This window comes from Rhizobium sp. NFR12 (assembly GCF_900108545.1).
In the GTDB taxonomy this organism is placed as follows: domain Bacteria; phylum Pseudomonadota; class Alphaproteobacteria; order Rhizobiales; family Rhizobiaceae; genus Neorhizobium; species Neorhizobium soli.
The window spans coordinates 370,078-383,708 of the sequence record NZ_FNWM01000003.1; the positions used below are offsets into that span (position 1 = coordinate 370,078).

At 59.1% G+C, this 13,631-nt stretch carries 13 protein-coding genes; 8 read left to right on the forward strand and 5 right to left on the reverse strand.

The features are described from left to right. Positions 1–11: 11 nt before the first annotated feature. From BLW69_RS15125 to BLW69_RS15145, 5 genes are all read right to left on the reverse strand, one after another. Positions 12–326, reverse strand: coding sequence for a hypothetical protein (locus BLW69_RS15125; RefSeq protein WP_062459650.1), 315 nt, complete (start codon positions 324–326; stop codon positions 12–14). Positions 327–474: 148 nt separating this feature from the next. Continuing rightward, entirely contained in the window at positions 475–1,626 is a 1,152-nt protein-coding gene (locus BLW69_RS15130; RefSeq protein ID WP_092663079.1) for a mandelate racemase/muconate lactonizing enzyme family protein, read from the reverse strand. A 53-nt stretch (positions 1,627–1,679) separates the two neighbouring features. Next, positions 1,680–2,321 carry a ThuA domain-containing protein gene (locus BLW69_RS15135; RefSeq protein WP_092663081.1) on the reverse strand — a complete coding sequence of 214 codons (642 nt, stop codon included), beginning with the start codon at positions 2,319–2,321 and terminating at the stop codon, positions 1,680–1,682. A 22-nt stretch (positions 2,322–2,343) separates the two neighbouring features. Then, entirely contained in the window at positions 2,344–3,444 is a 1,101-nt protein-coding gene (locus BLW69_RS15140) for a Gfo/Idh/MocA family protein (protein ID WP_092663083.1), read from the reverse strand. A gap of 39 nt (positions 3,445–3,483) precedes the next feature. After that, positions 3,484–4,689, reverse strand: a complete 1,206-nt coding sequence (locus BLW69_RS15145) for an ROK family transcriptional regulator (RefSeq protein ID WP_092663085.1) — start codon at positions 4,687–4,689, stop codon at positions 3,484–3,486. Between the two features lie 206 nt (positions 4,690–4,895). Here BLW69_RS15145 and BLW69_RS15150 point away from each other — a divergent pair, with 206 nt between their 5' ends. The 8 genes from BLW69_RS15150 to BLW69_RS15185 all read left to right on the forward strand — a co-directional run bounded on the left by BLW69_RS15150 (position 4,896) and on the right by BLW69_RS15185 (position 13,580). Further along, on the forward strand, positions 4,896–6,203 hold the full coding sequence (locus BLW69_RS15150; protein ID WP_092663087.1) for an ABC transporter substrate-binding protein: 1,308 nt from the start codon (positions 4,896–4,898) through the stop codon (positions 6,201–6,203). A 112-nt stretch (positions 6,204–6,315) separates the two neighbouring features. Further along, the gene (locus BLW69_RS15155) at positions 6,316–7,215 is read left to right on the forward strand and encodes a carbohydrate ABC transporter permease (RefSeq protein WP_092663466.1); all 900 of its coding nucleotides are present in this window, start codon (positions 6,316–6,318) and stop codon (positions 7,213–7,215) included. Next, positions 7,208–8,056 carry a carbohydrate ABC transporter permease gene (locus BLW69_RS15160; RefSeq protein ID WP_092663089.1) on the forward strand — a complete coding sequence of 283 codons (849 nt, stop codon included), beginning with the start codon at positions 7,208–7,210 and terminating at the stop codon, positions 8,054–8,056. The genes BLW69_RS15155 and BLW69_RS15160 overlap by 8 nt, the downstream gene beginning before the upstream one ends. Positions 8,057–8,073: 17 nt before the next feature. Beyond that, the gene (ugpC, locus tag BLW69_RS15165) at positions 8,074–9,138 is read left to right on the forward strand and encodes an ABC transporter ATP-binding protein (protein WP_092663091.1); all 1,065 of its coding nucleotides are present in this window, start codon (positions 8,074–8,076) and stop codon (positions 9,136–9,138) included. A gap of 75 nt (positions 9,139–9,213) precedes the next feature. After that, positions 9,214–9,678 carry a hypothetical protein gene (locus tag BLW69_RS15170; RefSeq protein ID WP_139283879.1) on the forward strand — a complete coding sequence of 155 codons (465 nt, stop codon included), beginning with the start codon at positions 9,214–9,216 and terminating at the stop codon, positions 9,676–9,678. A 44-nt stretch (positions 9,679–9,722) separates the two neighbouring features. After that, positions 9,723–10,220, forward strand: coding sequence for a copper chaperone PCu(A)C (locus tag BLW69_RS15175; protein ID WP_092663095.1), 498 nt, complete (start codon positions 9,723–9,725; stop codon positions 10,218–10,220). Beyond that, a complete protein-coding gene (locus BLW69_RS15180; RefSeq protein ID WP_244508843.1) occupies positions 10,220–10,804 on the forward strand; it encodes an SCO family protein in 585 nt (194 codons plus the stop codon). The genes BLW69_RS15175 and BLW69_RS15180 overlap by 1 nt, the downstream gene beginning before the upstream one ends. Before the next feature lie 232 nt (positions 10,805–11,036). Continuing rightward, the gene (locus tag BLW69_RS15185) at positions 11,037–13,580 is read left to right on the forward strand and encodes an EAL domain-containing protein (RefSeq protein ID WP_175487274.1); all 2,544 of its coding nucleotides are present in this window, start codon (positions 11,037–11,039) and stop codon (positions 13,578–13,580) included. Positions 13,581–13,631 lie beyond the last annotated feature (51 nt).

Sequence of the window (13,631 nt, forward strand, 5' to 3'; positions counted from 1 at the left end):
GACGATCAGGCTTACTTCGCCATCACCACATTGCCCTGGAAGTCCAGCGCCACGTTGCCGTGCTTGCCGTCCTTGGTACCCATGGCGCGCCAGATGCCCTGGTCGTCCAGCTTGAGACCGGAGACTTCCGCGTAACCGGCTTCTTCGATTCTCGATTTTGCCTGCGCCTCTGTGAAGCTGTTCTTGCCAGCAACCGGTGCGGCCGGATTTGTTTCGCCGGAGGTGCTCACCGCTGGTGTCGTCTCGGTCGTCTTAGGCTCTGTCTGAGCCAGAACGGCGGATGCCGAAAGAAGGACTGCAGCGAGGCCAAAGCTAAGTTTTTTCATGGTGTTCCTCCAAGTTCTGCATTCACTTTCGAATGCGCGGAGGACAACCCGCGGAGCCGGATTTTGTTCCGTTGAGATTAGGCACGGCGGATCAACCAAGGACGCGCATCCGCGTTCACCCACGATACGAACACGGTTGGTCCCGATCTCACCAGTTGGTGAAAGAGCCGTCATCGCGGCGCAGGTGCGGCGGCTCGCTGTATTCGAAGCTCGACGCCTGAAGAAGCGATTCATTGACATCGACACCGAGACCCGGCTCGTCCGGCACGCGGTAGAAGGCTCCATCCATCCCGATCTGTTTCGGGTAGGTTGCGGGGTCACCGAAACCCAGCTGCTCTGTCGGTGAGTTGCGGCATTCCAGCCAAGCGAAGTTGGCGACGGCTGCGGCAAGGTGGACGGAGGCCGCCGTGCATACGGCGCCAAGCGGCGCATGCGGCATGAGGTCGACGTAATGCGCCTCGCACCAACCGGCAATCTTCATCGCTTCGGTGAAACCGCCGACATTGCAGATGTCGATGCGGCAGAACTGCAGGAGGTCACGTTCGACATAGGGAAGGAATTGCCATTTCGACGAAAACTCCTCGCCGATAGCAAACGGTATCTCCGTCATTCTGCGCAGTGCTTCGTAGGCACCGGGCGTCTCGTCGCGGATCGGTTCCTCGATGAAATCCAGAGTGCCCCGCGGCAGCTTTTGACAGAACGAGGCGGCCTCGGCGACGCTGAGGCGATGATGGTACTCGACGCCAAGCGTTATCTCATGACCCACGGCCTCGCGCACCCGCGTGACCCACTCGGCCGTCGTCGCGATCGACTCGCGCGGTTCGAAATGATCGCTATTTTCCTGGCCGGTGGCGATCATCCGGATGCACCGCCATCCCTGGTCTTTCAAAAGCAGCGCCTGCTCCACCATCTCTGGTCCCGGTTCGGCAGAGGTTGTCGCGAAGGCCGGCACCCGGTCGCGCTGCCGGCCTCCGAGCAACTGGTAGACGGGCACTCCGAGAGCCTTGCCCTTGATATCGTGAAAGGCGATGTCGAGGGCAGAGATCGCCGCCGTCAACACCCGGCCGCCCTCAAAATACTGGCTTCGATACATCTCCTGCCACAGCGCGCCGCAATGCATCGGATCGCGACCCATCAGAAACCGGCTGTAGTGATCGATCGCCCCGAGAACCGCCTTCTCTCGATATGACAGGCCCGACTCGCCCCAACCATAAATCCCCTCCTCCGTTTCCACCTTGAGAAGCAGTTGGTTGCGAACACCGAGTTTGGTGACATAGGGCTTTATCGCCGAGATTTTCATGAGAGCCGAGCCATGCTTGTCGGAGATCGGGTGGACTGAGCGTCAGGCAACCATCAGCGCGCCGCCCAGTTTGCACCACGTCTAAAGATCGTCTTCATCTGCGGCACGTCGAATTCCTTCGCCACATGGCCAAGCGACGAATAGAAGACGCGCCCTTTGCCGTATCTGCGCTTCCAGACGACAGGCATGACAACGCCGTCGATCCAGTAGGCGTGATCGCCATTGAACGTGGTCGTCGCAAGCACCTCGTTCGAAGGGTCCACGTGCATATAGTATTGCTCGGACGTGTAGGGAAAATCGCCGATACCCTGCATCAACTCGTCGTCCGGGCGGGTCACATTGACGGTGTAGTCGATGATGTTGCCGGGGTGGGCCACCCACTGGCCGCCAATGATGAACTGGTATTCCACGCATTCGCGAAACGCGTCACCGGCGCCACCGTGGTAGCCGGCGATGCCGACACCGTTTTCGACTGCAGACGCGAGGTTCTTCGCCTCCTCCTTTTCGATCTTCGACATGGTCATGATCGGCACGATCAGGGACAGGTCGTGAATGGAAGGATCAGCAAACGCTTCCGTCGTGTTTTCCAGATAGACCTTGAAACCATCCTCCTGAAGAATGTCCCTTATGACATGAGCGCATTCCTGCGGTTCATGCCCGCTCCAGCCACCCCATACGATCAAAGCTTCGCGCATATCAGTCTCCTCCAGTGTAGTGTCAGCGGGCGATCTGCCCGTCTATCAAGGATTGCGAAAGCGGCGCCGGCCGCTCCGGCTTGGTGGTGATGTCAACGGTCTGCCCCTTGTCCGCCGCGGTGCCGAAGGCTTCCATAACCTCAAGGACATGCAGAGCCAGGTCGCCGCTTGCCCGATGCGGGCGGTCGGACAGGATGGCATGCGCCATGTCGGCAACGCCGAGCGACCGGTAATTGCCATCCACATAGGGTTCCGTCGTCGGCTGCAGCTCGAAGCTGCCGCCTTTCCTCAGCAGCTGAATGTCGCCGCCAAAATGGTTCGGATCGGGGACGATCAGCGTTCCCTCGGTGCCATAGACTTCGAGCGGCACATGCTTGTGGCCCGCGACATCGAAGCTCATGCTGATCTGCACCACGGCGCCGTTTTCAAACGCCATGACGCTCGAAACATGCGTCGGAATATGCACTGGGATCTTCTGGCCGTTGCGAGGCTCGCTGGTGATGGTCCGCTCATTGCGCGGAGTGACCGCAAAGCCTGCAACTTTGGCAACCGGACCCAGAAGGTTGACGAGGTCGGTGATGTAGTAAGGTCCCATATCGAGCATCGGCCCGCCGCCGGCTTCATAGTAGAAGTCAGGGTTTGGATGCCAGCGTTCGTGCCCGGGGCACATGAAGGTGGCGGTTCCGCCAACCGGCGTTCCCAGCACGCCCGTATCGATGATCGACCGGGCTGTCTGGTGCGAACCGCCAAGAAAGGTATCCGGCGCTGCGCCGATCCGGAGACCAGTCGACTTCGCGGTCTCCGCGAGCTTCTTGCCTTCTGCAAAGGTAATGCCGAGAGGCTTTTCGGAGTAGGTATGCTTGCCATGCGCAAGGGCGCGAAGACCGACCTCCACATGCGCCTTTGGCACGGTGAGGTTGACGATCAGCTGGATCTCCGGATCGCCGAGCAACTCATCGATGCTCTTGGCCGCAAGGTTGAACTCGCCGGCTCGCTGCTCGGCCAGACCGTGATTGAGGTCGGCGATGCCGCGGATGTCGAGGACCGGGAAAGATGCCATCGCTTTCAGATAGGCTGACGATATGTTGCCGCATCCGATGATGCCGATGCCGAGTTTTTGCATAGTCTCCTCCCAAAGTTGCAAATATGTGGTTCGCCTGCGCTAGAGGCTCGAAGCGGGACCTGTCGTTCCCCAGGGCGACTCGTAAAGCTCGCGCAACGCGACGACCGCCGCGCCCTGCGCCCACGCCTCGTCGGTCGACTGGTCGAAAACCAGTTCGGCGACTTCGCTGATCGAGCTCGGGATCGCGCGGGAATAGGATTGCTGCAGGCTGTCGGTAAACACGGCGCCGAGCCCCAGCGTCGAGCCGACGATGATGACGCGGGGCGGACCGAACAGTGTGACGATGTTGGCAATCGCCAAGCCGACCGCTTCGCCGGCCCTTACGGCGGCGCCCGACAAGGGATTGTTCTCGGAGGCGATCAGCGCCTGCGCATGCGCCATGCCGCGCCCAAGCCGCACGGCTTCGGCAAAGTGACCGACCATTTGCTGCTCGCCGAAAATGGCTGTCTCGCCCGCGACCGCTGAAAGCCGCAGAGTCTCCTCGCATGTCGCCCCGAGCACCAGATCGCCGAGGTTATGACTGAGACCGCCAGCGCCACGGAAAACCTGGCCGTTGTGAAGAAGGGCAAGGCCTAATGTCTGCTCCAGCGAGACGATGACGAAATCGTCGAGATCCCGGGCCTGACCGAACCAGTGATGCGACAAGGCGATCGCGTGCGCATCGCTTTCGACGATGGTCGGAAGGCCAAGCCGGCTCGTCATCTCCTCGGCAAAATTGATATCCGTCTCGCGAAAGATCGGGCTGGAGCGCACCTTTCCGGTGCGATGTTCGACAACACCCGGCAGGCCCAGGCACACTGTGTCGATGTCGCTCAGCGAAATCCCGGCATCGACGATGCACCGGCGCACGCCGTCTTCGACCAGATCGCTGATGACGGCGATCGGCAACCTGTCAACGCGGACCGGAATGGTGAGCTGCGACAGAACCTCGCCGCAGAAATTCGTGAGAGCAAAGACGAGGCGGTTGGTGGCGATCTTTGCGCCGACGACGCGTGCCGCATCCGGGTTCAGCTCCAGCATCACACGCGGCCTGCCACGTGCCGCCGTATTGCGGATATCGCCCTCGTGCCTTGTCAGGATCAGCCCGTCATCGAGCAGCGATGCGGTGATAGCCGAGACGGTCGTGGTCGACAGCTGCGAACGTTCGCTGATCTCGACCCGGGAAATCGGGCCGCGCCTGCGGATCTTGTCCAGCACCGTGAAACGATTGATCGCCCGCATCAATTCTGGATCTGCAGTCTTCATGGAAAGCCGGATGCCCGTATCGCTATGACGTTTGATTCCGATATTTATGTCGGATCACGAATTAAATAGCGTCGACGAACTGCCTCTTGTCAAGCCAATGTGAGCAAAACTTCAGCGAGCGCGGTTGACAATGATGCAAATGTCGTTTGAATTAATCCGCATAAGGGAAAAATTGAGGATGGTTGTTTCCCTTTGGAGGAGGAAGAATGACCTATCACCACAAGGCAACGTCCTATACGGGCGTTCGGATCACTGCGCTCGCCGCAGCCACAGCACTTTCGACGCTTTTCGGGACCCATACGGCAACTGCTGCGCAGACCGTCGTCAAATGGATGCACGTCGAAACTGTCCCCGCCTATATCAAGACGTGGGAAGACATCGCCAAGAAATATGAAACCCAGCATCCGGATGTTGATATCCAGCTGCAGTTTCTGGAAAACGAAGCGTTCAAGGCCAAGTTGCCGACGCTTCTGCAGTCTGACGCGGCGCCTGACTTCTTCTACAGCTGGGGTGGCGGCGTTCTTCGTCAGCAGTCCCAGACGGGCGCCCTGATGGACCTGACGGAGGCCATGAACGCAAACGGCGGCGAATGGGCCAAGACCTACAAGCCAGCCGCCGTCGCCGGCCTGACATTCGATGACAAGATCTATGCCGTCCCTTACCGCATGGGGACCGTCAGCTTCTTCTACAACAAGGAGTTGTTCGCCAAGGCAGGCGTCAAGGCCGAAGACATCAAGACCTGGGACGATTTCCTGGGAGCGGTCAAGACGTTGAAAGGTGCCGGCATTGCACCGATCGCAGGTGGCGGTGGCGATAAGTGGCCGCTGCATTTCTACTGGAGCTTCCTCGTCATGCGCAATGGCGGCGAAGCGGTGTTCGAAGCCGCCAAGAATAAGGAAGGCGAAGGCTTCATGCACCCTGCGGTGATCAAGGCCGGCGAGCAACTGGCAGAGCTCGGGAAGCTTCAGCCTTTCCAGAATGGCTATCTCGGCGCCAACTGGCCGCAGACGCTCGGTGCGTTCGGCGATGGACGGGCTGCAATGCTTCTCGGCTTTGAAAATACCGAGCCAAACCAGCGCAAGAATGCCGGCGACGGCAAGGGGCTTGCTGCCGACAACATCGGCCGCTTCGGGTTCCCGATTGTCGAAGGCGGCGCCGGCAAAGCCACCGATACGCTGGGCGGGCTGAACGGCTGGGGCGTCAGCAAGAACGCTTCGCCGGCGGCTGTCGATTTCCTCCGCTTCCTGACCAGTCAGGAGATGGAGCGGCAGATGGCCTCCGAAGGAATGATCATTCCTGCGGCTGTCGATGCCGAGGAAGGCTTGAAAAATCCGCTGATGCGGGAATCTGCCGACCAGCTCGCCGCATCCACCTGGCACCAGAACTTCTTCGACCAGGATCTCGGTCCATCGGTTGGCCGCGTCGTCAATGATGTCTCGGTCGAAATTCTCGCCGGGCAGATGACCGCCGAAGAGGGAGCGCAGGCAATCCAGGACGCGACCGAACTGGAGTAAGCCGACAAGCCGGTGGCGGCAGCGCCGTCACCGGCAACGGCACTTCTGAATTGGTGCGACAAGGATAGACCGGATGAACAACATGACCGCGAAGATCAGCGGCGCCTCCGTCATGGGTGTGCCGGAAAAGGTGCGCTACAAAAGCCCGACCGCGCGTGGCCGATTGCCGGCGCTGATCATCTTCCTGCCGCCCGCCCTGCTTCTGTTCACGCTCTTTGTGATCCTGCCCATGGGCGAAGCCGCGTGGTACAGTTTCTATCGCTGGAACGGCTACGGCACGCCGACCGAATTTGTGGGCGTTCGCAATTTCGAGGTGCTGTTCAACAACGCCGCCTTTTCGACCGCTTTGATCAACAATGGCCTGATCATCGTCGTGTCCCTGCTGCTGCAGGTGCCGCTGGCAATCTGGCTGGCGGTGATGCTCGGCAAGAAGATCAGAGGCGTCGTCGCATTCCGGCTGATCTTCTTTCTACCTTATGTTCTGGCCGACGTGGCCGCCGGTCTCATCTGGCGCTTCGTCTATGACGGTGACTATGGATTGTTCGCCGCAATCGCCGGCTTTCTCGGCGTAGCGACACCGTATGTTCTAGCTGACAGGGATCTTGCGATCTACGCGGTGCTGGCCGTCGTCATCTGGAAATATTTCGGCTTTCACATGATGCTGTTCATCGCCGGCCTCCAGTCGATCGACAAGAGCGTCATGGAAGCGGCCGAGATCGACGGTGCGACCGGCTGGCAGAAATTCCGCTACGTCACCTTGCCACTGCTCGGATCGACCGTGCGCCTGTCCGTCTTCTTTGCCATCATCGGATCGCTGCAACTGTTCGACCTGATCATGCCGCTGACCGGCGGCGGTCCGTCGAACTCGACGCAGACCATGGTCACCTTTCTCTACACCTACGGCGTCACGCGCATGCAGGTCGGATTGGGGAGCGCCGTCGGCGTCGTCCTGTTCGTCATTTGTGTAACGATCGCATTCGGTTACAAAAGGATATTCATGCGCAATGACTGACACATCGTCCACAGTCCGCGTGTCCACAGCAACGCGCCTCTATGTCTATGTTTCGCTGTCGCTGGTCGCTGCCATCGTGCTCGTCCCGCTTGTGACCACGGCATTAGGCGGCTTCAAGACGCTTGGCGACCTCCGGCTCAATCCGTTCGGACTGCCAAGCGAATGGGTCTGGTCCAACTATGTCGATATCCTGTTTGGCGAGCGCTACTGGCGCCAGATGATGAACTCGCTGATCATCGCGGGTGTTACCGTGTTCCTGACACTGGTGGTCTCATCGATGGCGGCCTTCTGTTTTGCGCATATCCGCTTCTTCGGCTCAAACCAGCTGCTCAACTACTTCCTGATTGGGCTGATGTTTCCGGCAGCAACGGCAATTCTCCCGCTGTTCATCCGTATTCGCGATCTTGGCCTGCTCGACTCCTATTGGGGCGTGATCCTGCCGCAGGTCGCATTCGGGCTCGGTATGAGCATCCTTCTGTTCCGCAACTATTTCCGCAACCTGCCGGAAGAGCTGTTCCAGGCGGCCTTTGTCGATGGCTGCGGCTATATCCGCTTTTTCTGGTACATATCGCTGCCGCTATCGCGGCCGATCGTTGCCACGGTCGGCATCGTCACCTTCGTTAGCAGCTGGAACAGCTACATCCTGCCGCTGATCATGCTGAATACCGAAAGCAAATATCCGTGGCCTCTCGGCATCATGGTCTATCGCGGCGAGTTCGGCACCGACTGGCAACTGGTGCTTGCCTTTATCACGCTCACCATCCTGCCGACGATCATCGTCTTCTTCCTGGCCCAGAAACACATCATCGCAGGCCTCACCGCCGGCGCCGTAAAGTCTTGAATTGAAGGATTAGCATCATGGCATCGGTTGGCCTTACAAACGTTCGCAAGAGCTACGGCGCGCTCCAGGTGGTCCACGATATCTCGCTGTCGGTCGATGACGGCGAATTCATCGCCCTGGTTGGGCCGTCGGGCTGCGGAAAGTCGACGCTGCTGCGCATGATCGCGGGGCTTGAAGACATCAGCGACGGCGAAGTCACGATCGGCGGCACGGTGGTCAATGCCATGACGCCGCGGGAACGCAACATTGCCATGGTGTTCCAGTCCTACGCACTCTACCCGCACATGACGGTCGGCGAGAACATGGGCTTCAACCTCAAGCTTGCCGGTGTCACCAAACCAGATATCGCCACCCGGGTGGGAGAAGCCGCCCGCATGCTGGCGCTCGAGGATCTGCTGGACCGCAAGCCCAGCCAGCTTTCGGGCGGGCAACGGCAGCGCGTCGCGATGGGACGGGCGATCGTTCGCGATCCGGCAGTCTTTTTGTTCGACGAACCCTTGTCCAATCTCGACGCCAAACTGCGCGTGCAGATGCGCACCGAGATCAAGGCGCTGCACCAGAAGGTCGGGACGACGTCCATCTATGTGACGCATGACCAGATCGAGGCGATGACCCTCGCCGACAGGATCGTGGTCCTCAATTCCGGCCGCATCGAGCAGGTCGGCACGCCGATGGAGCTCTACCGGACACCCGCCAACCTCTTCGTCGCGGGCTTCATCGGCTCACCCGCGATGAACCTTCTCGACGGCACGATCGACGGCGAAAACGACAGGCCGGTCGTTCGTCTGGCGGAAGGATCCGCAATCGACATTTCACCGCTGCGCAAGGTGCGACGCGGCCAGAGCGTCAAGCTCGGGCTCCGCCCCGAACACCTGACGGCCGGCGGCGACAATATCGGTGGCGAAACGCTGCTCGTCGAACCCACGGGCGCGCAAACACACGTCCTGTTCGAATTTGCCGGTCAGCAGATGACAGCGATCGTCGACGGAGATCATCCTGTCCGACACGGGACTCAGTTTCGCGCCGGCATCGACAAAAACCTTGTCTACGTCTTCGACCGGGAAAGCGGCGTGAGCCTCTGACGCCGATTCAGCGCTGCACGTGATCGGGAGGGTCGTCTGCCCGCTCGGCTCACCTGCGTCACAATGTCCTTGTGGTTGCAACTCATTGCATGGGTTGCCGTAACTCATTATGACCTTGGGCTGCACGATGAGCTGATAGGCGAGATGATCCGGCGTTTTGGGCAGATTAGACAGGTAGGGTTGCGCATTCTCTGCAGCCTTGCGTTTCTGTTGCTCGGATTTGCCAATTCCCATCCGACCGCCAATGCGCGCTCGATCGAGACCATCGCGATTGCGTCCTACATCCTCCCGGACGGAAGTCTGCCTGTTCTTTGCCTTCCCTCAAAAGCCGGGAAAACGCAGCACCATAAAGGTGAAAGCAAGATCTCCTGCGACGCCTGCCGGCATGTGACGGCATCAATACTGCCACTGCCGACAGATACGTTGGGTGCGCCGATCCTGCGCGAGATCGTTCACGCCCATTCCGGAACCGACGAGAGCCCTCCTCGGTTCGTCCTGCTGACCGGCACCTCGGCCAGAGGGCCCCCTCTTCGTAGCTGACGGAATAAGCAAAACCGATTCTGCTACATCGAAGGCGAATACCCATGTCGACAATCCGAGCGAAATTTCTTGTAGCGGCCGTGGCATTGATGCTGCCTGGCACCGCATCTTCCCAGCACATGCATGCACACGGGACCGGTAATATCACGATCGAATCCGCCTTTTCCCGCGCCATGCTGCCGGTGGCAAAGGTCGGAGGGGGTTACCTGACGATCAACAACGCCGGCGCGGCCGATCGGCTTGTCGGTGCGAAGTCTGATCGTGCCGAAGAAGTCCAGATCCACGAGATGAAGATGACCGGCGCCGTGATGGAAATGCGGGAATTGGACAACGGTATCCCCGTGCCGGCCAAGTCTACCGTCAAGCTGGAACCCGGTGGCTATCATCTCATGTTCACGAATGTCTCTAGACCTTTCAAGGAGGGCGAGACGCTGGCGGTCACGCTGATCTTCGAAAAGGCCGGGCCGATCGAGGTCGAGTTTGCCGTCGGACCGTTTGCCGGCGCGCAGAAGCCTCATGCCGCACACGGAGGTCACGACTGATGACGAAGAACCCGTTCATGCTGGTTGCAACGACAATCTCGGCAATCTTCATCACTGTCCTCGTCGGAATCCTCTTCTTCACGTTCAAGGATGAGCCAAGAAACACCACATTCAATACCGCGTTTTCTCTGATCAACGATCGGGGAGAAGCGGTCGATCAGTCGATCTTCAAGGGCAACCCGTCACTGGTCTATTTCGGCTACACGCATTGCCCGGAAGCCTGCCCGACGACGCTTTATGAAGTTGCTGGATACCTCAAGGAACTGGGTGAAGACGGCCTGCCGATCAAAAGCTACCTGTTCACGGTCGATCCGGAACGGGACACTCCTGACATTATGAACGGCTATGTCACCGCCTTTTCCGACCGGATCACGGGGGTGACCGGAACGCCTGAAGAGATCCGGCGGGTGGTCGCCGGATGGCGCGCATTCGCGGAAAAGAAGCCGAACAAGAGTGGCGGCTATTCCATGAGCCACACGATGGACCTGTTCCTGATCGGTGCGGATGGCCGGTTGAAGGGGCTCATTCCCTATGGCTCGGATCCCGACGTCGCCATCAGCAAGATCCGCAGCGCGCTCCTGTAGTCTCACGATCGGGGTCATAGCTCATGGCGGCCATCGAACCAATGTAGATGCCGACAGATACGCATCGTTTCTTAAATTAAGCCATGCTAATCTATTCTTAAGCGGTCTCTGACATTGCTTTTCCGCAAGTGTGGAAAGTGCCATGATCTCTGGTCGACATATCGGTCCGGCAAATCGGAAATCTGCACCGCAGGTTTTGACGAAAGGACCCGCGTCCGCCAAAGACGGCATCTTGTCAAAGCGACGACTTTCCGACGCCCTCTCAACCGATGCGATCTGGCCGGCATTTCAGCCGCTTGTCGATCTGCAGAGCGGTGCGATCATCGGCTTTGAGGTTCTTGCGCGTTGGACCGATTCTGAAGCAGGTGCCATCGCACCTTCAGATTTCATTCCGTTCGCCGAAACCAGCAATCTGATTGGCGCTTTGACGCAAAAGATCGTCCAGGATGCCTGTCGCAAAGCTGCAAGCTGGAGGGGAGGCTTTGTCCTCGCGATCAACCTGTCGCCGACGCAGTTTCAGGACCCAGACCTCTTCCACTTTCTGGCTTCGATAATCTCGGACACCGGGTTTCCGATGAACCGGATCCATATCGAAATGACGGAAAGCGCACTGCTCGATGACGATACAGTCGTCAGGGAAAACATAGCATCGCTCAAGTCTGCCGGAATGGGCATCTCCCTCGACGACTTCGGGACCGGCTTTGCCAGCCTGACGCGGCTTCACGCGTTCCCCTTCGACAAACTGAAGATCGACACAAGCTTCGTGCGCTCCATGCAGCATGACAGCGGCAGCCGGAAAATCGTCGCCTCGGTCATTGGGCTGGGGCAAAGCCTTGGCATGACGGTTGTTGCCGAAGGCGTTGAAACCGAAGAACAGGCAGAAATGCTGAAGCGCCTTGGTTGCGACGTTGGACAGGGGTGGCTGTTTGGCAGACCTGTCGACGGTGATGCGACAGAACGGCTTCTCGCTGTCAGCAAGCAGAAGCCACTCACGGAACGCCGCGGAACCGGCTCGCTGTTCCAGCGGGTCCATCAACTGGAAACGCTCTATGAGGCGGCACCGGTCGGTCTCTGCTTTCTCGATTCAGACTTGCGCCATGTCAGTGTAAACAATCGGTTCGCTGCAATGCTGGGATTAACGCCCGAGCAGATGATCGGGCTCACCGTTCACAGTTTCATGCCGGCACGAGAGGCGCGCCGGGTCACCAAAGATCTTCAGCGAGTCTTTGCGGGCGAGCCTTTGATTGTGGACGAATATCGTCCGCCCGGAAGTGAGAACATTCTCCTCGTGGTGAACCAGCGGGTCGATGACGACGCGGGCGAGCCGATCGGCATTTCGGTCACGGCGATCGATGTTACCGGTCACAAGTCGATGGAAAAGGCGCTGACCGAGACGGAAGACCACGCACGATGGTCGATCGAACTCAGCCCGAACATTCCCTGGTCGAGCGATGCCGAAGGCATTGTCAATTTCATGGGGCCAACGCCAGACCCGACGATGTCCAGGATGCGTGACCGGATCGCGGACTGGTACGGTCGGATGCATCCGGACGACAGTTTGCGGGTTCGGCGGGAATGGCTTGGATGGCTGCCATCCGGCGACCCATTCGAAACCAGGTTTCGCATGCGTCTGCACGACGACAGCTGGCGATGGATGGTCAGTCGGGCAAAGCCTCATCGCGATGCGACCGGCAAGATCGTGAAATGGTACGGCACCATCACCGAGATCGTGCCCACGGAGGTCCCGCTGGACGGGAAAGTATCCGTGAAGGCTCCTCATGTCTGGCATGATCCGGACCAGGCTGATGTCCTGCCGACGCAACACTTGATCTCAATGCTGATGAGGATGTTTGAGTCCGCGCCCATTGCCATGGCCATCACGACGAGCGACACGAAAACCTCGAGCTACGTCAAAGTCAACGATGCCTATCTGAAGCTCACCGGCCTGAAATGGGACGAGATCAACGGAAAGAAGCTGATTTCCGAGGGTGCCGCGATCGACAATCCCGCCCGCGACAGACGGCACCGGCTATTGCGCGAGGACGGCGCCTACGAGCTCGAAGATGTTGAGATTGCTCATTCGGATGGTACGATCATCCCAACCCTGATTTCCGCGCAACGCACGATCGTCGATGGCGTTTCATTCGATGTGGAGGTCATTGTCGATGTGTCTGCCCGCGTCAGGCAGCAGCGCGCTATCGAAAGCGCTCTGAAAACCTCCGCGCAGACCGATGCCCTGTCAGGTCTCCCAAACCGAGCCTGTTTCGATGAGGTTGTTGCCGGAGAGGTTGCCCGCAACCTGCTCAATGACAGAAAGCTCGCCATCGCCTACATCGATCTCAACGGCTTCAAGATCGTCAACGACAGTCTGGGGCATTCCGCAGGCGACGAAGTCCTGCGAACGATCTCGGCGAGACTTCGCGAAAGTTTCCGAGCAACGGATTTCATCGCCAGGGTCGGAGGAGACGAGTTTGCTATTCTTCTCGACATGGATCGCAAGTTTGCGGGCGATATGCAGACGCATATTCAGGAAACGATGGAAAGGGTGTTCAAGCCGATCCCCATCGATGGCCAGGTGACATTCACGGGTGCCGCGGTCGGCGTTACGTTCCTAAAGGCCGAAGACACGCCGCAAACCTATGTCAAACGCGCTGACGACTATATGTATCTGGCGAAAGCCACCGGAAAACGGGTGGCCGTCGTGTGTTTCGGTCAGGTTCTCGATCGCCCGACGACGCATAAAGTGGACCGGACGAACGGGTTTTGTGACGGCTGAAGTGTGTCGACGGCCGAACTATCGGCAGCCGATATTTCGAGGTGTTGTGCC